General features: G+C 71.2%; 15 protein-coding genes. 6 read left to right on the forward strand and 9 right to left on the reverse strand.

Annotation, left to right across the window (positions count from 1 at the left end; genetic code table 11):
- Positions 1-25 precede the first annotated feature (25 nt).
- The 3 genes from KGD83_RS09560 to panB all read right to left on the reverse strand — a co-directional run bounded on the left by KGD83_RS09560 (position 26) and on the right by panB (position 3,310).
- The gene (locus tag KGD83_RS09560; protein WP_212643456.1) at positions 26-571 is read right to left on the reverse strand and encodes a hypothetical protein; all 546 of its coding nucleotides are present in this window, start codon (positions 569-571) and stop codon (positions 26-28) included.
- Between the two features lie 631 nt (positions 572-1,202).
- A complete protein-coding gene (locus tag KGD83_RS09565; RefSeq protein WP_212643457.1) occupies positions 1,203-2,243 on the reverse strand; it encodes an LLM class F420-dependent oxidoreductase in 1,041 nt (346 codons plus the stop codon).
- Between the two features lie 197 nt (positions 2,244-2,440).
- Complete coding sequence (panB, locus tag KGD83_RS09570) at positions 2,441-3,310, reverse strand: 3-methyl-2-oxobutanoate hydroxymethyltransferase (RefSeq protein WP_212643458.1); 870 nt, start codon at positions 3,308-3,310, stop codon at positions 2,441-2,443.
- Between the two features lie 457 nt (positions 3,311-3,767).
- Between panB and KGD83_RS09575 the strand changes: the two genes are divergently transcribed.
- Together KGD83_RS09575 and KGD83_RS09580 are read left to right on the forward strand one after the other, a co-directional pair.
- Positions 3,768-5,384, forward strand: coding sequence for an MFS transporter (locus KGD83_RS09575; protein ID WP_212643459.1), 1,617 nt, complete (start codon positions 3,768-3,770; stop codon positions 5,382-5,384).
- A gap of 27 nt (positions 5,385-5,411) precedes the next feature.
- Positions 5,412-5,843: an RrF2 family transcriptional regulator gene (locus KGD83_RS09580; protein ID WP_212643460.1), complete on the forward strand. Its 432-nt coding sequence runs from the start codon at positions 5,412-5,414 to the stop codon at positions 5,841-5,843.
- Between the two features lie 354 nt (positions 5,844-6,197).
- Here the strand turns inward: KGD83_RS09580 and KGD83_RS09585 are convergent, their stop codons facing one another.
- Positions 6,198-7,484: an HNH endonuclease signature motif containing protein gene (locus tag KGD83_RS09585; RefSeq protein WP_212644351.1), complete on the reverse strand. Its 1,287-nt coding sequence runs from the start codon at positions 7,482-7,484 to the stop codon at positions 6,198-6,200.
- Between the two features lie 783 nt (positions 7,485-8,267).
- On the opposite strand from KGD83_RS09585, the gene dnaE reads away from it, so the two are divergent.
- Complete coding sequence (gene dnaE / locus KGD83_RS09590; protein ID WP_212643461.1) at positions 8,268-11,828, forward strand: DNA polymerase III subunit alpha; 3,561 nt, start codon at positions 8,268-8,270, stop codon at positions 11,826-11,828.
- Positions 11,829-12,005: 177 nt separating this feature from the next.
- Positions 12,006-12,839: a PadR family transcriptional regulator gene (locus tag KGD83_RS09595; RefSeq protein ID WP_212643462.1), complete on the forward strand. Its 834-nt coding sequence runs from the start codon at positions 12,006-12,008 to the stop codon at positions 12,837-12,839.
- 174 nt (positions 12,840-13,013) lie between these two features.
- Here the strand turns inward: KGD83_RS09595 and KGD83_RS09600 are convergent, their stop codons facing one another.
- Positions 13,014-13,553 (reverse strand): DinB family protein, encoded by a 540-nt coding sequence (locus KGD83_RS09600; RefSeq protein WP_212643463.1) that lies wholly within the window; start codon positions 13,551-13,553, stop codon positions 13,014-13,016.
- An 80-nt stretch (positions 13,554-13,633) separates the two neighbouring features.
- On the opposite strand from KGD83_RS09600, the gene KGD83_RS09605 reads away from it, so the two are divergent.
- Entirely contained in the window at positions 13,634-14,341 is a 708-nt protein-coding gene (locus tag KGD83_RS09605; RefSeq protein ID WP_212643464.1) for a hypothetical protein, read from the forward strand.
- 28 nt (positions 14,342-14,369) lie between these two features.
- On the opposite strand, the gene KGD83_RS09610 is transcribed toward KGD83_RS09605, so the two are convergent.
- From KGD83_RS09610 to KGD83_RS09625, 4 genes are all read right to left on the reverse strand, one after another.
- Positions 14,370-16,238, reverse strand: a complete 1,869-nt coding sequence (locus tag KGD83_RS09610; protein WP_212643465.1) for an AMP-dependent synthetase/ligase — start codon at positions 16,236-16,238, stop codon at positions 14,370-14,372.
- 74 nt (positions 16,239-16,312) lie between these two features.
- Positions 16,313-16,798, reverse strand: coding sequence for a Cys-tRNA(Pro) deacylase (gene ybaK, locus KGD83_RS09615; RefSeq protein WP_212643466.1), 486 nt, complete (start codon positions 16,796-16,798; stop codon positions 16,313-16,315).
- A gap of 220 nt (positions 16,799-17,018) precedes the next feature.
- Complete coding sequence (locus KGD83_RS09620; RefSeq protein ID WP_212643467.1) at positions 17,019-17,795, reverse strand: LON peptidase substrate-binding domain-containing protein; 777 nt, start codon at positions 17,793-17,795, stop codon at positions 17,019-17,021.
- Between the two features lie 103 nt (positions 17,796-17,898).
- A complete protein-coding gene (locus tag KGD83_RS09625) occupies positions 17,899-18,459 on the reverse strand; it encodes a ferritin (protein ID WP_212643468.1) in 561 nt (186 codons plus the stop codon).
- A gap of 250 nt (positions 18,460-18,709) precedes the next feature.
- Here KGD83_RS09625 and hisD point away from each other — a divergent pair, with 250 nt between their 5' ends.
- Positions 18,710-20,005, forward strand: a complete 1,296-nt coding sequence (gene hisD / locus KGD83_RS09630) for a histidinol dehydrogenase (protein ID WP_249352255.1) — start codon at positions 18,710-18,712, stop codon at positions 20,003-20,005.
- The last annotated feature ends 80 nt before the right edge of the window (positions 20,006-20,085 follow it).

Here is a 20,085-nt window from a genome sequence, read left to right on the forward strand (position 1 = left end):
GGGGCAAGGGGGGTGGGGTCGCCGGTCAGCCCAGGGTGGTGGAGACGGCGCGGTCGTTCATGTGGTCGCCCACGTAGTTCGTGTTCTCGCGGTAGGGGCCGTCGCGGTCGCCGGTTCCGTCCGGTCCCGAGTGCAGCCACAGGGCGCAGCTCGCCCAGGGCTGGGCCGAGGAGACCAGGTTCTGCCATTCGGCGGGGAAGGTGAACCAGAACTCGGTGTCGTCGCCTCCGGTGCACAGGCCGTCGCCGTACAGGGTGAACGTGGCCCCGCCGAAGTTCTCGTGCTCGAAGTAGGTGCCGATGATGACGCCGGAGCCGGCCGCCCTGAGGGAGGCGCCGCCTCCCTCCAGGGCGCGTTCCTGTTCCTCCAGGGTCCGGCCGGTCTCCTCCTCCGCGGCCGTGACCGCCTCCTCGAAGGAGGCGAAGCAGCGCTCCTGGCCGCTGCCGGTGTCGCTGATGCAGTGCCGCCCGCTCGCGGCGGCGGGTGACGCCGTGACCGACGCGGCCAGGGCTGCGGCTGCGGTCGCGGCGACGAGGGGGGCGGTGCGTGGCCGCCGGTGCGGTGAGGTCATGCCTTCTCCGTCGTGTCGGGGGGTGTCGCTTAACGCAGGTTAACAAAACCGTTCGGGGCGGACCGGTCACGCGGAGTACGTGAGCGGCTGTGTGGTGGTTCTTCGGGCGCTGAGGAAAATTTCCTTCGGCGGATACCGGACGGCCGCCGACTCTTATCGGATTTCCTCCGATGGTGGGTTGTTTGCCGCGCCCCGTGTCGGCTGCGCGGGCACCGTGCGCCCTGCCTGGGGTGAAGGCCGGGCTCCGGGGCGGCAGCGCCTGCGTGCGGAGCGAAACCCCGCGGGGGTGCGGGCCGGGACGGGGATTTCCTGTGTGGCGTGAATCACGGACTTGCGTTCGATGATTCGAGGGACGTCACTCCGGGTGTTCGCCCTCGGAGGCGCGGAGTGGGAAACGCACGCGGCGCGGAGGGGAGGAGCCCGTGACAGCGGACGGCGTACACGGGGTTCCGCGTTCTCCCCGTGCGCCCTTCCCGTCTCCGGCTCTCCCGGAGGCCATGTGGGAACGCGAGGCGGAGCATGTGTTCCCGTGGTTTTCCGTGACGCTCCGGAACCGGGGCGCTCGGGGCGAACGGCGGCGGCCCCGCACCCGCAAGGGAGTGCGGGGCCGCCGCCAAGCGCCCGGACGGGGTCAGGACACCCACTCCTTGACCTTGCCGACCAGGGCGGCCGGATCCTCGCCCACGGGGGTCACGTTGAGCTGGGTCACCCCTGCGGCGCGGAAGGCCTCCACGCGCTCGCGCACGTAGGACTCCGGGCCGACCATGTTGGTCAGCTCCACGAACTCCTCGGGCACGGCGGCCGCGGCCTCGTCCCTCCTCCCCGCCAGGTACAGGTCCTGGATCCTCTCGGCTGCCTCCTCGTAGCCGTAGCGGCGGGCCACCGTGTTGTAGAAGTTCTTCCCCTTGGCCCCCATGCCGCCGACGTACAGGGCGATCATCGGCCGCACGAGGTCCAGCAGCCTCTTGGTGTCCTCGCCCTCGCCGATGGCGAGCAGGCCGCCCGCGGAGACCTCCAGTTCACCCAGCGACGGGTCGCGCCCGGCCCTCCCCTCGGCCAGCGCCTCGCCCCACACCTTGTCCGCCTTCTCGGGGATGAACAGGTGCGGGAGCCAGCCGTCGGCGATCTCGGCGGTCAGCGCCACGTTCTTCACGCCCAGGGAGGCCACGTAGACGGGGATCCGGGGGCGCACGGGGTGGTTGATGATCTTGAGCGGCCTGCCGAGGCCGGTCCCCTTCTCCGGGGGCAGCGGCAGCTGGAAGACGGTGCCGTCGTGGGTGAGGCGGTCCTCGCGCGCCCAGACCTTGCGGCAGATCTCGATGGTCTCGCGGGTGCGGGCGAGCGGCTTGACGTAGGGGACGCCGTGGAAGCCCTCGACGACCTGCGGGCCGCTGGCGCCCAGGCCGAGGACGGCCCGACCGCCGGACAGGTCGTCCAGCCCGGCGGCGGTCATCGCGATGAGCGCGGGGGTGCGCGTGTACAGCGGCAGGATCGCCGAGCCGATCGCCACGGTCTCGGTGCGGGCGGCGATGTAGCCCATCAGGGTGGGGCTGTCGAACCCGTAGGCCTCGGCGACCCACACGGTGTCCAGACCGGCCTTCTCCAGTTCGACCACCTGGTCGACGGAGGCCTTGGGGTCGCCCGCGTACTGGAGCGGCATCGAGACGCGCATCTGTCCTCCCGGGAGGGCCGGACCCCCGGCCCGTCGGCGCTGGGTACGGTGCGACTCTACTCCCGAGTACGGTTCACTCCCGAGTCCGGTTCGGTCTGTCGCCCGGTTCGCGGACCGAGGGGCCGCACCGCCGGCCGGGGCGGACCCGACCGGCGGTGCTCACCGGCGCGCGGAGAGGAAAGGGCTCACCCCGCCCCTCAGCCGGCGTAGGAGTGGCGTTCCTCGGGGAACGCCCCGTTGACGACCTCGTCGGCGTAGGCCGAGGCCGCCTCGCGCAGCGTCTCGTGCAGGTTGGCGTAGGTCTTGACGAACTTGGCCACCTTTGGGCTCAGCCCGGCCATGTCCTGCCACACCAGCACCTGGGCGTCCGTGGACGGACCGGCGCCGATGCCCACGGTCGGGACGGACAGCTGCTCGGTCACCTGCGCGGCCAGCTCGGCGGGCACGCACTCCAGCACGACCGCGAACGCGCCCGCCCGCTCCAGCTCCTTGGCGTCCTTGAGCAGTCCGGCCGCGGCCTCCCCGCGACCCTGAACCCGGTAGCCGCCCAGGGTGTTCACCGACTGGGGGGTCAGGCCCACGTGCGCCATCACCGGCACACCCGCCGAGACCAGCAGCTCCACCTGGGGCGCCACCGCGTGGCCGCCCTCCAGCTTCACCGCTTGGGCCCCGCCCTCCTTCATGAACCGCGAGGCCGCCTCCAGCGCCTGCTGGGGAGAGGCCTGGTAGGAGCCGAACGGCAGGTCCGCCACGACGAGCGCCCGCCGGGTGGAGCGGGACACCGCCGCGGTCAGCGGGAGGAGCTCGTCCACCGTCACCGGGACGGTGGTGTCGTAGCCGTAGACGACGTTGGCCGCCGAGTCGCCGACCAGCAGGACCGGGATCCCGGCCTCGTCGAAGACCCGCGCGGTGAGCGCGTCGTAGGCGGTCAGCATCGGCCAGCGCTCGCCGCGCCCCTTGGCGGCGGCCAGGTCGCGGATGGTGACGCGTCGGCTGGTGACCCCGCCGTACAGGGTGTCTCCTGTCGGCGCCCCGGTCGGGGCGAGGGGCTTTCCTGTGGTGCTCATGTGCTATCCCTCCGTTGTCTCGAAGCACCTCGCGGGTGTCTCCGGACATGTGGACGAATGGTGTTGTCGCGCTCGTGCGCTGGGCGGCCGAGGGGGCCGCGGGCGGTCCGCGGGGGACCGGGCGGGTGCGGGAGGAGGCGGGAACCGGCGTACGCGGACGACCGGGCGCGGCCACCGCACGCAAGCATCATCGCATGCCCGCTCCGCGCCTCTCCGCACCGGATACAACCCGGTCCGATGGCAGGATGTTTCCCGACGGGAGTGCTGGTGCCCTCCGCCGGAGAGCGGCCCGCGCCCCCGCCGGAACCGCCCGGGACGCGGCCGACGCCTTCCCACCGGAACCGGCTCGAACACGTCCGACACACCGTTCGCGGCTCCCCGAAGCAGGTGGTCGGCGCGGTTCGCGGGTACGGTCCGATCGGCGTGAGTTTCGGTGGGACCCGGCGGTGGAGGTGGGTTGGTGGACGCGCAGACGGCGTACCGGCGCAGGTGGGGCGGGCTGGCGGTCCTGATCATCTGCCTGCTGGTGATCGTGGCCGACAACACGATCCTCAACGTGGCGCTGCGTGTGCTGTCCGACCCCGAGCGGGGCCTGGGCGCCAGCCAGTCGCAGCTGGCCTGGGCGATCAACTCCTACACCCTGGTCTTCGCGGGCCTGCTGTTCACCTTCGGCGTGCTCGGCGACCGGTGGGGGCGCCGCCGCATGATCGTGGTGGGGCTGACGGTGTTCGGCGCGGCCTCGGCGCTGTCGGCCTACTCCCAGACCCCCGAACAGCTCATCCTGGCCCGCGCGGTCATGGGGTTCGGCGCGTCCATGGTGACGCCGCAGACCCTGTCGATCATCGCGAACGTCTTCACGCCCGAACAGCGCGCACGCGCCATCGGGATCTGGGCGGGCGCGGTCGGACTGGCGATGGCCATCGGCCCCTCGGCGGGCGGGCTGCTGCTGGAGAACTTCTGGTGGGGGTCGATCTTCCTCGTCAACGTGCCCTTCGTGGCGCTGGGCCTGGCACTGGTGTTCTTCCTGATCCCCGAGTCGCGCGACGCCGACCCCGGAAGGCTGGACGTGCTCGGGGTGCTGCTGTCCGTCCCCGGCCTGGTGCTGCTCATCTACGGCATCATCACCGCGGGCGAGCGGGCCTCCCTGGCGGACTGGGACGTGTACGGCGCGCTCATCGGCGGGGTCGTGGTGCTGGTGCTCTTCCTGGTGCACGAGTCGCGCGCGCCCAACCCCTCCTTGGACGTGCGCTTCTTCCGCGACCCCCGGTTCAGCGTCTCCGTGGCCACCATCATGGTGCTGTTCTTCAGCATGTCCGGGATCATCTTCTTCCTGAGTTTCTACTGGCAGAGCGTCCGCGAGTTCTCCCCGTTCATCGCGGGCCTGCTGGTGCTGCCGGCCGCACTGGGCCAGATGATCATGGCGCCGCTCAGCCCTACGCTCGTGCGCTGGGCGGGGCCGCGCGTGGTCGCCGCGGTCGGTGTGCTGGGCGTGTGCTCCAGTTTCCTCTTCTTCACCCAGCTCGAATCGGACACGCCGCTGCCGCTGATCGTCGGCTTCTTCTTCCTCCAGGCCGGTGCCATGGCCGTGGTCCTGACCCCCGCCACCGACGCGATCATGTCGTCGGTGCCGCCGGGCAGGGCCGGAGCCGCCTCCGCCGTGCAGAACACGGTCCGGCAGGTGGCCACGGCGATGGGCGTCGCGATCCTGGGCGCGGTCATCTCCTTCCGGTACCGGGCGGGGATCACCCCCGCCCTGGAGGAGGTCGCCGACGGGGGCTCGTCGGGTGTGACGGACCAGCGGCTGCGGTCGGCGGGGGAGTCGATCGAGGGCACCCTGGCGCTGGCCCGGAGCCTGGGGGAGCAGGGGAGGGCCCTGGTGGACCCCGCCAAGGAGGCGTTCATGACGGGGCTGCACACGGCGGCGACGGTGTCGCTGTGCTTCGGGGTGGTCGGGCTGGTCGTGATCCTGATCTGGATGCCGCGCGAGACCGGGCGCCACCGGCCCCTGGAGGCCGGAGACGACGGCGGTTCCTCCGCGGGGACCGAGCCCGTCCCCGGCCGGGGGGAGCGGTGACCGGGGCCGGGCCCCTACGTTGAACACATGCGCCTGACCGCCTTCACCGACGTCTCCCTGCGCCTGGTCATGCGGCTCGCGGTCGCGGACGAGGGCGAACTCCTCACCACCAGGGCCGTCGCCTCGATGCTCTCCGTGCCCTACACGCACATGGCCAAGGCCGTTGCGCGGCTGTCCGACATGGGACTGGTGGAGGCGCGGCGCGGCCGCAACGGCGGGCTGCTCCTGACCGGGAGCGGGCGGCGGGCCTCGGTCGGGTCGATCGTGCGCGAACTGGAGGGGGCGGGGGAACTCACGGGGTGCGAGGACGCCCCGCCCTGCCCGCTGCGCGCCGCCTGCCGCCTGCGCGGCGCCCTGCGCGAGGCGCACGAGGCGTTCTACACCTCGCTCGACGGCGTCACCGTGGAATCGCTGGTGTCCCCGCCCACGCGCGACGTGCTGACCCTGCTGCGCCCGTAGGGCCCCAGGGACGCTTCGGCCGCGGTCCGCCCGTGGCCATCCCCACCTGGCCCCTCCGCGTGGGAACGACCCCGGAGGAGGGGGCCGTGAGGGCGGATTCAATATGCATTTCAAATACCATTCTTGCTCCCGGGGCACCCTCTCCGAAGCGAAGTCGCATGCCCTCCACCGAGTCAGCCGCCACCGTCCGGCCACGGCCCCTGCCGTGGCCGGAACCCTCATCGCCCCGGAGGCCCGCCTGCACACCGGGCGCGGCGTGTGGTGCCCCTGGCGGGTCGGGCGCGGGTCCCGGGCCGCCTGTCGGGCGCGGGCGTGCCGGACACGGACATGCCGGGGACCGGCACGACCCGGGGGTCATTCCCGGGGCGGTGGAACCGGAATCCTGTCGGGCGGATGGTGCCGTTTCCTCTGCTGGTGTGTGCGTAGTTCGCGTTGGTACTTGGCCCGGTTGTGCGGCCCGCACAACGGTTGCAGGTTCGCCACCACCGTGCGCCCGCCCCGGGAGAACGACCGCACGTGGTCGGCCTGGCACAACGCCACCGGCACCTCACACCCGCCCGGGTGGGCGCAGGTGGTGTGCCCGTGGAAGGCGGCGGTGCGCTGCCGGGCTGAGGCCAGGCGTCGGCCGGGCCCCACGTCCAGCACCTGGCCGGTGGGTGGGGCGGTGAGTATCCGCACCACCTCGGAGTCGGCGGCCAACTCGTGCACCAGCCCGACCGGGATCACCCGGCCGTGCTCGTCCAGCGCGGGCTTTTCCTGACCCTCAGTGTCCAGGTAGGTCTGTACGGGTACGACGATGCGGATCTGCGCCAGCGGGGCGGGAGTGTTGGTGCATCCGGTGTGGGTGGTGGCGAAACGCAGCGCGGCGATGAGGGCGTCGTGCTCACGCTGGGACCGGGACCGGGTGTCGTCCTGGCTGGGTGGGGTGGTGAAGGTGTCGATGGCCGCGCGCACGATCAACGCGTCCCCGGACCCGCCCCAGGCCTGCAACTGGTAGCTGCCCTGGAACGTGTCATGGACCGTCAGGCCGCGTGCGGCATGAGCCGCCTCGTGGTCGCGGTCCAAACGGTGCGGATCCAAACGGTAGGCGACCTGACGGGCCACCGACTGGAGCTGGTTGACCGACAACGCGGGCCGCTCCGCCTTCGCCGCCACCAGCGCCGACTCGAACCCCTGCCGGTACTGCGCCTGGTCGGGGAAATGGTCCTCGTCACGGGTCTGGACGGCTTTGTCGGTGGCCTTGGCGATCACCACCGCCTCACCCAACACCACCCGGCCCTCAGCCACGGCCTGGGCGGTGGCGGGCAGCGTCTCCTCGTGCACGTGCTGGGCCAGACGGGCCAAATCCTTGGCCTGGGCGGTGGGCAGCGCGGCGTGGTGCACCAACCACTTGTCCAACGTGGAGTAGCCGCTGTAGCGGGCCACCGCACCGCGTGCGTACAAACGCGCCATCCGCGCCAGAGCCTGGTAGCGGATCTGGTCCAGTTGGGCCCACAGCGCCGCGATCTCCTCAGCGGCCGCCTCGTCCGCCCCGGGCGGGACTTCGGTGTTCAACGCCCGGTCGATGATCTCGCGCGCACCGGCCAGCGCGGCCACGGCCGGGGAGCATCCCCCGGGGGCCGCCTCGGGCGCTGCGATCATCATCTCCATACTTCTTATTATAGGCCAGCACCCGCCCTTTCCTCCACTGTTCACAACGTCGAATTCGACGCCTTTATTTCCCGGAGCTACTCTCGATTGGCAGACCACATTTCAGGCGAACCGAAAGGCGCCCGAAAACGAGCACCTAGAATGGCGCCTTGGCATTGGTGGTGCCGTCGCCCGCCCCAACCGCAGGTGCCGGGGTCGTTGCCCGAGGCCGGAGGGTCCGCTTGCCGTTGGTGCCGACGCAGCAGAGCCCGACCACCCCTACACCCCGGGCGTTGGTCGCCCTCCGGTGGTCGCTCCTGCCTTTGATGCCGCTTTTCGTCGGTCGCCCACGCCCCTACCCGGCCCCGGCCGTTCCCCGCCGTCCGTGCCCTTTCGCGGTAGCTGGCGCGCTTTCGTTGCCGCCAAAACCCCCGCCAAGAAACGGGTAGGGGAGAAACCTGTGGACGGACTCTTCCTGCCCCTCGCTCATTTATCCCTGCTGGTCTGCGAACTGCGGGGCATGGGGCGCGGGGCACGGGACGCGGGATGTTTCAGGGCACGCCGAAACGCTCACCGGGTGGGATCCCCCCTGTTTCCAGGAAACCACTCCGCTCCCGCCCCGGACCGCCTCCAACCCCCGCCTGTGGAAAACGTGGAAGGGCGTGTGGGGAGCGGGCGGGGGCTCCCGCAGGCGGACGGGACACGTTGTCCACAAGGGGTCTGCGAGTGTCGCGGGAAAGTCGTAGGCTCAGGAGTCACCACCTGTCCACCGACCCTCCTGGGGGCACCCGAGCCATGGCCGACTCCTTCGCCCATCTGCACGTCCACACCGAGTACTCGATGCTCGACGGGGCCGCCAAACTCAAGCCCCTCTTCAAGGAGGCGGCGCGGCTGGGCATGCCCGCGGTCGCGATGACCGACCACGGCAACATGTTCGGGGCATACGAGTTCTACCAGCAGTCCAAGGGAACCGGCGTCACCCCGATCATCGGCATCGAGGCCTACGTCGCACCCGAGTCGCGCTTCCACAAGAAGCGGGTCTTCTGGGGGCGGTCCAGCGGCTCCGACGACGCCTCGGCAGAGGGTGGCAAGGACATCTCCGGCGGCGGCCGCTACCTGCACATGACCATGCTGGCGCAGAACGAGAAGGGCCTGCGCAACCTGTTCCGGATGTCCTCGCTGGCGTCCATGGAGGGCTACTACATGAAGCCCCGCATGGATCTGGAGCTGATGTCGGAGTACAGCGAGGGCATCATCGTCTCCACCGGCTGCCCGTCTGGCGGCGTGCAGACCCGGCTGCGGCTGGGCCAGGAGAAGGAGGCCGTCGCCTACGCGGCCGGGCTCCAGGACATCTTCGGCAAGGAGAACGTCTTCCTGGAGCTGATGGACCACGGCGTGCCCATCGAGAAGGAGGTCCGCGACGGCCTGCTCAGGGTCGGCCGCGAACTGGACATCCCGCCGCTGGTGACCAACGACTCCCACTACGTTTACGAGTCCCAGGCCTCGGCGCACGACGCCCTGCTGGCGGTGGGCGTGGGCAAGAACCTTGACGACCCCACCCGCTTCCGGTTCAACGGGTCGGGCTACTACCTCAAGACCGCGGAGGAGATGCGCGGCATCCTCAACTTCGAGGAGTGGGAGCAGGGGTGCAGGAACACCCTGCTGGTGGCCGAGCGAGTCGACCCGGGCGCCTACGACGCGGTTTTCGCCCACCGCGACCTGATGCCGGTCTTCCCCGTGCCGGAGGGGGAGACCCAGGCCTCCTGGCTGGCCAAGGAGGTCGAGCGGCTCCTGCCCACCCGCTACCCGGACGGGATCAACGGCGAGATCCGGCAACGGGTCGACTTCGAGCTCGGCATCATCAACGAGATGGGCTTCCCCGCCTACTTCCTCGTGGTCGCCGACATCTGCCAGTACGCGCGCAAGAACGGCATCGCGCTGGGCCCGGGGCGCGGTTCGGCTGCGGGGTCGATGATCGCCTACGTCCTGGGCATCACCGACCTGGACCCGCTGGAGCACGGGCTGCTGTTCGAGCGGTTCCTCAACCCCGAACGCGTCACCATGCCCGATGTCGACCTGGACTTCGACGAGCGTCGGCGCGGGGAGATGATCGAGTACGTCACCCGCCTGTACGGCGCCGAGCGCGTCGCGCAGATCCTGACCTTCGGCACCATCAAGGCCAAGGCCGCGGTCAAGGACTCCACGCGCATCCTGGGCATGCCCTACTCGGTGGGCGACCAGATCACCAAGGCCTTCCCCGCCGCGGTCGGCGGCAAGGAGATCCCGCTGGAGGCGGTGACCAACACCGAGCACGAGCGCTACGGCGAGACCACCGAGCTGCGCGGCCTCATCGACAACGACGCGCAGGTCGCCAAGGTGATGGAGACCGCGCGCGGTATCGAGGGCCTGACCCGCGGCACGGGCGTGCACGCCGCGGGGGTCATCCTCTCCAAGGAACCCCTGCTCGACGTCATCCCGCTGCACAAGCGCGACACCGACGGCGCCATCATCACGGGCTTTCCCTATCCTCAGTGCGAGGACATGGGCCTGCTCAAGATGGACTTCCTGGGCCTGCGCAACCTCACGATCATGGACGACGCGGTCAAGTCCATCAAGGAGGCCGAGGGGATCGACATCGACCTCGGCAAGCTCCCCCTGGACGACAGGAAGACCTACCAGCTCCTCTCGCGGGGAGACACCCTGGGCGTGTTCCAGCTGGACGGCGGCGCGATGCGCAACCTGCTCAAGCGCATGGAGCCCAAGAAGTTCGGCGACATCGCGGCCGTTCTGTCGCTGTACCGGCCCGGTCCGATGGCCGCGAACGCGCACAACGACTACGCCGACCGCTCGAACGGCCGCCAGGAGGTCACCCCGATCCACCCGGAGCTGAAGGACGCTCTGGAGCCGATCCTGGGCGAGACCTTCCACCTGCTCGTCTACCAGGAGCAGATCATGGCCATCGCGCAGCAGCTGGCCGGGTACACCCTGGGCGGCGCCGACCTGATGCGCCGCGCGATGGGCAAGAAGAAGAAGGAGGCCCTGGAGGAGGAGGAGGCCAAGTTCTTCCCCGGGGCCGAGGCCCGCGGCTTCTCCAAGGAGGCCACGCAGGCGCTGTGGGACGTCATGCTGCCCTTCGCCGGGTACGCGTTCAACAAGTCGCACGCCGCCGGGTACGCCCTGGTCTCCTACTGGACCGCCTACCTCAAGGCCAACCACCCCGCCGCCTACATGGCCGCGCTGCTGACCTCGGTCAGCGACGACAAGGACAAGATGGCGGTCTACCTGGCCGAGTGCCGGACCCAGGGCATCAAGGTGCTGCCCCCCGACGTCAACGAGTCGGGTCTGCGCTTCACCCCCGTGGGCAAGGACATCCGCTTCGGCATGGGCGCGGTCCGCAACGTCGGCGCCAACGTCGTCAACTCGATCATCAAGACCCGTACGGAGAAGGGCAAGTTCAGCTCCTTCACCGACTTCCTGTCCAAGATCGAGCTGGCGGCCTGCAACAAGCGCGTCATCGAGTCGCTGATCAAGGCGGGCGGCTTCGACTCGCTCGGCCAGCCCCGCCGCGAGCTGTACCGCCACCACGAGACGGCGGTGGACGGCATGATCAGCTCCAAGAAGCAGGAGGCGCACGGTCAGTTCGACCTGTTCGGCGGCGGCGACGACGGCGACTCCACCCCCATCGGCCTCAACATCAACTGGGGCGAGGAGGAGTGGGACCGCAAGACCAAGCTGGCCTTCGAGCGGGAGATGCTGGGCCTGTACGTCTCCAGCCACCCGCTGGCCGGTGCCGAGCGGGTGCTGGCCCGCTCGCGCGACACCTCCATCGCCCAGATCGTGGCCGGTGAGATGGCCCGCGAACGCGGTGAGGTGCGCATCTCCGGCCTGATCTCCAAGGTGGACAAGCGCACCAACAAGGCGGGCAACCAGTGGGCGATCGCCACGGTCGAGGACCTGGACGCCTCGATGGAGGTGCTGTTCTTCCCCAAGACCTATCCGCTGTACGTGCAGGCCCTGTTGGAGGACACCGCGGTCACCGTCAAGGGCAGGCTCAACGACCGCGACGGCACGTGGTCGATGTTCGCCTCGGAGATGTCGATCCTGGACATCTCGCACGTCACCGAGGGGGAGCCCCCGGTGCTGCTGACGGTCGCGGAGGAGCGCCTCACCCCCGAGCTGGTCGGCGACCTGCGCCAGGTGCTGGCCACGCACAAGGGGGACACCCCCGTGCGGATCCGGGTGGACAACCCGGTCCGGTCGCGGGTCTACGCCGTGGACCGCTACTCGGTGCGGATCTCCCCGGAGTTCAACGGTGAGGTCAAGAGCCTGCTGGGGGCCTTCGCGGTCGACTACTGACCACCGTCTCCGGACCCCAACGTCCCCGGACCCCACGGTCCCCGCGCGCCCTCGGGCGCGCGGGGACCTTTTTTCGTGCCCGCTCTTGCCAGGACGAAGTTAGCGATATATCTTTGAGCTATCGCAACAGGGCATGATAGTCGCTCTGTATCGTACGATCTCAAGGAGGACGACATCATGAGTGCCATGGCTATTCCCGGACCCTGGTCCTGGGAGGCGCGCGGACCGCGCCGTTCGCGCCTTCCCTGGGGCCGCCAGCCGGAGGAGGAGCGACACGGACACCCCGAACACCCCGGCCACGGCGGCCCGCGGCGCGGCGGCGGACGGTTCGCGTTCGGCCCGCCCGGCCCGCCTCCGCCCCCCGAGCACCCGGTGGGGCCGGGACGGCCGCCCTGGGGAGGAGGGCCCTTCGCCCCCGACCACCCGTTCGGCGGCTTCGGCCCCGGCGGTTTCGGGCCGGGCGGGGGGTTCGGCCCGGGAGCCGGCCCCGGCGGCCGGCGCCGGGGCGGACACCGCGCCAAGCGGGGTGACGTGCGCACCGGCATCCTGCTGCTGCTCGCGGAGGAGCCGCGCAGCGGCTACGAGATCATCCGCGAGGGCCGCGAGCGCAGCGGCGGCGTGTGGCGGCCCAGCCCGGGCTCGGTCTACCCCATGCTCCAGCAGTTGGAGGACGAGGGCCTGGTCGTCCAGCAGGAGGGCGAGGGGCGGCGGCGCCCCTACCGTCTCACCGAGGAGGGCATCGCCCACTTGGAGGAGCACGGCGCCGACCTCACCCCGCCCTGGGAGGCGGTCGCCGACGCCTACGCCGACAGCCGGTCCCGGTACGAGGAGGTCGCGGCCCTGGCCCACCAGCTCACCGCGGCCGCGGCGCAGGTCGCCCAGGCGGGCAGCGCCGACCAGTTGGAGCGGGCCAAACGGCTCCTGGCCGAGACCCGGCGGGGCCTCTACCTCATCCTCGCCGAGGAGGAGGCGGCCGACAGCGCCTCCGCTCCGGGGGACGACGAGGACTGAGGCACCGGGTGCCGACCGGTGACGGCGACGACGCGCGGGCCCGGGGACGTGAACACGTCCCCGGGCCCCCGCCGTGTCAGCGCCCCCTTGGGGGCGGTGCCCCCGTCGGTCGGCACCCCCTGTCGGCCAGTGCCGTCATCCGACCGGACGCGCGGCCCGTACACGTCGGTCGGACTACTCGCCCGTCGTCCCGTCGGCGAGCTCGCGCAGGACGTCCAGGTGGCCGTTGTGGCGGGCGGTCTCCTCTACCATGTGCACCAGCACCCACCGCAGCGTGGTGTGCCCCTCACCGCTGTGCGCGCGCCGCGAGCCCGAACCCAGTTCCAGCCGGGCGGTGATCTCCCGGGAGCGGGCGCACTGGGCCTCGTACTCCTCCAGCAGCCGGTCCAGGGGTATTTCCCCGCCCCGGCGCCACTCGGCGTCGGGGTCCTCCGGAGTGGCGTAGCCCTCGTCGGGCAGCCCCAGCAGGATCACCTCGAACCAGGCGTGCTCCACCCAGCGCAGGTGGGAGACGACGGCGCCCACGCTCATCAGCGGGGACGTCGGCAGGGGAGTGGCGGCGGCGTGTTCGGGGGACAGCCCGGCGCACTTGGCGTGGACCGTGGCGCGGTGCCAGTCCAGCCAACTGGTGAGCATGGTGCGCTCGTCGGCGGCCTTGGGCGGCTCGACACGCTGGAGACCGGGGACGGCGAGGGGGCTGTTCTTGTCACTCATGCCGGTATTCTCCGTTCCGGCTATGCCCCGTATCCACTGGTTTTCCGCAGGCCGGGACGGGGCGCGGGAGAGTGGGGGAGATGGCGGATCGCAACCCGGGGGAGACGTCGGCGCCGACACGCCGACTGGTCGTGGGGGCGTGCGTCCTGGGAGCCCTGCTCCTGCTGGGCGCGGTCCTGGGACCGTTGTGGTGGGGCCTCGCACCGCGCGCGGAGGGCACCGCGCTGGGCGGGGGCGAGGTCTTCACCGGAACCACCGAGGACGTGTTCGCGGGTGAGGGCTGGTTCGCCCTCATCACCGCCCTCACCGGACTGGTCACGGGCTACACCGCCTACATGGCCCAGTTCCCGCTGTCGCGCCGCCGCTTCCAGGACCTGCGCATGGTCTGCCTGGTCGCGGGCTTCCTCGGTTCGCTGGGCGGGGCGGTGCTCACCTGGCGCGTCGGTGCGGCCCTGGACGGTCCGGCGCACGCCGCCGTCGAGGCGGCCGAGCCCGGCGCCACCGTGCAGACCGGGCTCCAGCTCGACGCGACCGCCTTCCTGCTGATCTGGCCCCTGGTGTTCGTCCTCCAGTACGGGCTGCTCGACGCGATCAGCTTCTTGCGCCGTGACCTGCCCGGCGTGCCCCGGCACGCGCTCGTGCGGCGGGAGCCGGAAGCGGAAACGCGGGCCGAGTCCGCGGCGCCGACCGGTCCCGGCCCGGACGCGGGCCCGGCGGCCCACCCGCTCCCCGACGAGCCGATCCCGGCCGAGCACGACCAGGCGGGACCGGAGGACTCCCGCGGCTGACCCGCGCTCCATGCCTCCGGTCCCGTCCTCAGAGCCGGCGGACGGTCTCCTCGTACATGCCGTCGAGCAGGTCGCGGTACTTGTCCTCGACCGCGCGCCGCCGCATCTTCAGGCTGGGCGTCATCTCGCCCTCCTCGACCGTCAGGTCGCTCGGCAGGATCGCGAACCTCTTCACGGTCTCGTGCCGGGGCAGGCCCCGGTTGAGCTCGTCCACGGCCTCCTGCACCATCTCCCGGACCCTGGGCTCCCGCGTCAGGCCCGTGTAGTTGAGGTGGCCCAGTCCGTGCTCCTGCGCCCACGCGTCGATCGACTCGGGGTCCAGGGCCACCAGCGCCACGCAGTAGGGGCGCCGGTCGCCGTGCACGACCAGGTTGCTGACGTAGGGGCACAGCGCCTTGAAGCGGCTCTCGATGCTCTGGGGCGCCACGTACTTGCCGCCGGAGGTCTTGATCAGCTCCTTCTTGCGGTCGGTGATGCGCAGGCGGCCGTTCTCCAGGGCGCCGATGTCTCCGGTGGCGAACCAGCCCTCCGGAGTGAGCACCTCCTCCGTGGCGCCGGAGAGGTTGTGGTAGCCGCGCATCACGCCGCCGCCCCGGATGAGGACCTCGCCGTCCTCGGCGATGCGCACCTCGGTGCCGGGCATGGGCAGCCCGACCGTGCCGAACCGCACGTCGCCGGGCCGGTTGACGAACGTCCCGGCGCTGGTCTCGGTCAGTCCGTAGCCCTCCAGGATGACGATCCCGGCGCCGTAGAAGAACCGGCCGATCTCGGGGGACAGCGGAGCGCTGCCGGAGATGAAGAACTTCAGCCGCTCCCCGAAGCGCGCCCGCAGCCTGGCGAACACGAGCCTGTCGGCGACCCGGTACTGCGCGGCGAGCAGGCCGGTGGGCTCGCGGCCCTCCTCCCGCATCCGGGCGACCCGGTCGCCCACCCCCGCGGCCCACCGGAAGATCCGGTACCTGGCCGCGCCGCCCTCCTTGGCCTGCATGACCACGCGGTTGTACACCTTCTCGAAGATGCGCGGGGCGGCGGCCATGAAGGTGGGCCGCACGACGGCCAGGTTGTCCACGATCCGCTCGGGGCGGCCGTCCACGGCGGTCCGGAAGCCGATCCGCAGCTGGCTGACCTGCATGAGTTTGCCGAACACGTGCGACAGCGGCAGCCACAGGTACTGGACGTCGTCTGGGCCCATCAGGTCCCAGCCCTGCGCGCGCAGTTCGGTGTCCAGGTCCGCCATGGCCTGGGACTCGTAGAGCCAGTTCGCGTGGTCCAGGCGCACGCCCTTGGGTCTGCCCGTGGTGCCGGAGGTGTAGATCAGCGTGGCCAGGTGGTCGGGTGCGACCGCCGCGACCAGCGTCTCGAACAGGTCGGGGTCCTGGGCGTGGAGTCCGGCGCCCCGTGCGGCCAACTCCTCCAGGGACATCACCCAGTCGTCGTCGCCCCCGGCAGCGCCCTCGAAGGCGATCACCCGCGACAGCCCCGGCATCCGCGCGCGCTGGTCGACCAGCTTGGCGACCTGCTCGTCGTTCTCGGCGAAGGCCACCATGCTGCCCGAGTCGGAGACGATGTAGGCGCAGTCGGGCGGGGTGGAGGAGGGGTAGACGGTGGTGGATGCGCCGCCCGCGCACAGCACGGCCAGGTCGGCGAGGATCCACTCCACGCGCGTGCTGGAGGCGATCGCGCACCGGGCCTGGGGGGTCACGCCCAGGTCGTGCAGGCCCAGCGCGATGTCGCGCACCCGGTCGCGGGTCTGGGACCAGGTGAGGGTCTCCCACTTCTCCGGGGTGCCGGAGGCGCCGGGAAGGGGGTAGCTGAACGCCTCGGAGTCGGGCGACTCGGCGACGCGGGAGAGGAACATACCGGGAACGGAGGAAAAGGGGGATGAAATGTTACTCATGTCACGAAACTACCCCTGGGTAGGTGACCCGGCAACAGCCCGTGCACGTCCTCGGAAACGGTTCCCGTCGGGGGTCAGGAGGAGCCGATCGGCGCGGTGACCGCCTCGGTGAGCGTGATCAGGTCACGGGGCTTGAGCTCCATCTGCAGGCCCCGCCGCCCTGCCGAGACGTAGACCGTGGGCAGTTCGGTCACTGACGCGTCGATCACGGTGCGCAGGCGCTTGCGCTGGCCCAGAGGGCTGATCCCGCCGCGCACGTAGCCGGTGGCCTTCTCCGCCAGTGCGGCGTCGGCCATGGCTGCCCTCTTGCCGCCGACCGCGGCGGCCAGCGCCTTGAGGTCGAGCGTGGTGCTGACGGGCACCACCCCGACGGTGAGCTGTCCGTCCACCTCGGCGATCAGCGTCTTGAAGACGTGCTCGTGGGGGACGCCGAGCGCGTCGGCCGCGTCGGTGCCGTAGGAGTGCCCGTCCGAGGAGCCGTCCACCTCGTAGGGGTGCAGCGTGTACGTGGTCTTGGTCCGTCCGGCGGCCACGGTCGCGGGTGTGGCTTTTGCGCTCATTGAGTACCTGGTTCCTTCTCCGCGCGCGAACGCGCTGGTGCGTGCGTCGCAACAGCCCGGGTCGGGCCCCGGGCACGCCGCACCGGTTCGCACAGCAGGCTAGGCCAACACGGGGCGGGCCGCGCGCAGGCATGCGGGGAAACCCGGTGTTTCCTCCACTGGACACCGGTATCGGGACCTTCGACCCGGAAAGGGACCGGCGAACGCGCCGCGCGGTCCCCTAGTTGAACGACACGCCGTTGTTGAGGAAGGGGCCCGCGGGCAGGTTGGGCAGCGTGGGAGCGGCCACGATGCGGTTCTCCCGGCGCAGGAACCGGGCGGTCACGGCCAGCCGGGTCGCGGCGTCCTCGGCCTCCAGCAGCCGCTGCTTCTCCGCCTGGTCCAGGACCGCGGCCGCGGCAACCGCGTAGGACAGCGCGATGGGGTCCTTGGGCAGTTCGGGTGAGGCGTCCGGCGACATCCCGATCGAGGCCAGGCGCTGGGAGTAGGTCCCGAACAGGTCGCGCACCCGCTCGGAGTGCTCCTCCACGTCCGGGCCGGTCGGCTCGGGCAGGAAGGCCACCGACGCGGTCGAGTACTCCTCGGGGGAGGAGGCGTCCACCTGCGACAGGTCGGTTATGGAGAATCGCGCGCCGCCCTCGACGACCAGGTCGTAGCGGCCGTCCTCGTAGGTGCGCACGTCGCGCACCAGGGCGGTGCACCCTGTCGCGCTGATCCGGGGCAGCGCCGTGCCCGGCCCCCCGGTGGTGGGGGTCCCGGTGTCGGCGCCGCCGGCGCCCTGGCCGGACTCGGAGGCCACCTCCTGGCCCAGTTCGATCCACACCACGCCGAACCGGAGCGGGCCCCGGCCGCGTCCGATCTCGTCCCCCTGGGCGAAGGTGGGCCCGAGCAGCTCCGCGACCAGGCGTCGGTAGCGCCGCTCGAAGACGTGCAGGGGAACGGTCATACCGGGGAACAGCACGGTGTTCAACGGGAAGATCGGCAGGGCCAAGGGCATGCTTCCAGTATGCCCCTCATGCCGGGAACGCGGGCGCCGAAACCGGCGGCGCGTCCCCGGCCGGTCCCGGCCCCCGCGGTACGAGGGCGCCCGGGGCGCGGAGTCAGGAGACCGACGGGCCGGCGGTGCCGGGCGCGTCCTGGCTGCCGCCGTCCTCGCTGGGCATGTCCCGGGCGACGAAGTCCTCCACGTGGAACAGGTTGCCGTTGGCGCGGTCCACAACGTTGAGGAGGGTCGACATCTTGGCGACCTCCTCGGTCTGCTCCTGGATGAACCACTGGAGGAACTGCTCGCCGGTGTAGTCGTCCTCGTCCCGGGCGACCTTGGCCAGGCGCTGGAACTGGTCGGTCACCTCGCGCTCCTGGCGAAGGGCCAGGGCGACCAGGTCCCGGGGCGCGGCGAAATCGGTCTCGATCTCGTCCACGCCCGGAAGGGAGAACTGGACGTCGGTGTCCAGGAGGAACCGCACGATCATCATCGCGTGGTCGCGCTCCTCCAGGGACTGCTCGTAGAAGACCCGCGCCAGCTGGGGCAGGTCGTGGTCGTCGAACCAGGCGGCGATGGCCACGTACTGGTGCGAGGCCGTGAACTCGTGCCGAACCTGGTCGACGAGGAGCCGGTGGAACTTGGAAAGGCCGATATCGCTGCTCTTGTTCGAAGTCATGAGTACACGATAACGCATGGAAAATCATTTCGCGACGTTTATCGGTGTGACTCGAATTTCTTAGGCAAGCCTTTCTGAAGCTTAATAAGGTTAGGTGTCCCAAACTTAGGGCGCACTTATTCCGGCGTAACGCGTTCCATCCCGCCGACCCCCTCCCGCGCCGACGCGTACCCGCCGGTGGCGCGCGTGTGGCGTCCATCATCCGGACGGTGCCGCCCACCGAATGGGCGCTTCCCCCTAGACTGGGACCGTGATCAGTCGAATCGACCTCCGAGGCACCCAAGGCGACCCGCGTCAGGCCCTTCCGCGCGCGGAACTGGACGTGGCGGCCGCCGCCGAGCGCGTACGCCCCCTGTGCGAGGACGTGCGCCATCGCGGTGTCGAGGCCCTGGTCGAACTCACCGAGCGCTTCGACGGCGTCAGACTGACCGACATCCGCGTGCCCAAGGACGCGATCGAGGCCGCCCTGGACGGCCTCGACCCCGCCGTGCGCGCCGCGCTGGAGGAGTCCATCCGCCGCGCCCGCGCGGTCCACCGCGACCAGCGCCGCACCGACCACAGCACCCGTGTCGTGCCCGGGGGCACCGTCACCGAGAAGTGGATCCCGGTCGACCGCGTCGGCCTCTACGTGCCGGGCGGCCGGGCCGTCTACCCCTCCAGCGTCGTCATGAACGTCGTCCCCGCCCAGGAGGCTGGGGTGCGCTCCCTGGCGGTCACCTCACCGCCCCAGAGCGCCTTCGGCGGACTGCCCCACCCGACCATCCTCGCCGCCTGCGCCCTGCTCGGAGTCGACGAGGTCTACGCCGTCGGCGGCGCCCAGGCCGTGGCCATGTTCGCCTACGGCGCGGGCCCCTGCGAGCGCGCCGACATGGTCACCGGCCCCGGCAACATCTGGGTGGCCGCGGCCAAGCGCCTGCTCAAGGGCGTCATCGGCATCGACGCCGAGGCCGGTCCCACCGAGATCGCGATCCTCGCCGACGCCACCGCCAACCCCGACTACGTCGCCGCCGACCTGGTCAGCCAGGCCGAGCACGACGTCGTCGCCGCCTCCGTCCTGGTCACCCCGGACGAGGCGCTCGCCGAGGCGGTCACCGACCGCCTCGCCGCACGCGTGGCCGCCACCAAGCACGGCGACCGCGTCCGCGAGGCCCTGTCCGGCCCGCAGTCCGGCATCGTCCTGGTCGACGACCTCGACCACGGCCTCGCCGTCGTCAACGCCTACGCCGCCGAGCACCTGGAGGTCATGACCGCCGACGCCGCCGCGTGGGCCGCGCGCGTGCGCAACGCGGGCGCGATCTTCGTCGGCGACTTCTCGCCGGTCTCCCTGGGCGACTACGCGGCCGGGTCCAACCACGTGCTGCCCACCGGCGGCTGCGCCTGCCACAGCGGCGGCCTGAGCGTGCAGACCTTCCTGCGCGGCGTGCACGTGGTCGAGTACGACCGCGAGGCGCTGACCGACGTCGCCCACCACGTCATCGCCCTGGCCAACGCCGAGGACCTGCCCGCGCACGGCGAGGCCGTCGCCGCGCGCACGGACCAGGCCTGAGCCCGAAGACCACCCGCCCGGCGGGAACCCGGGCGCGCGGGCCCCGCGGCCGCACCGGCCGCGACCCGCACGCCCCGCCC

This window comes from Nocardiopsis akebiae, assembly GCF_018316795.1.
Lineage (GTDB): Bacteria > Actinomycetota > Actinomycetes > Streptosporangiales > Streptosporangiaceae > Nocardiopsis > Nocardiopsis dassonvillei.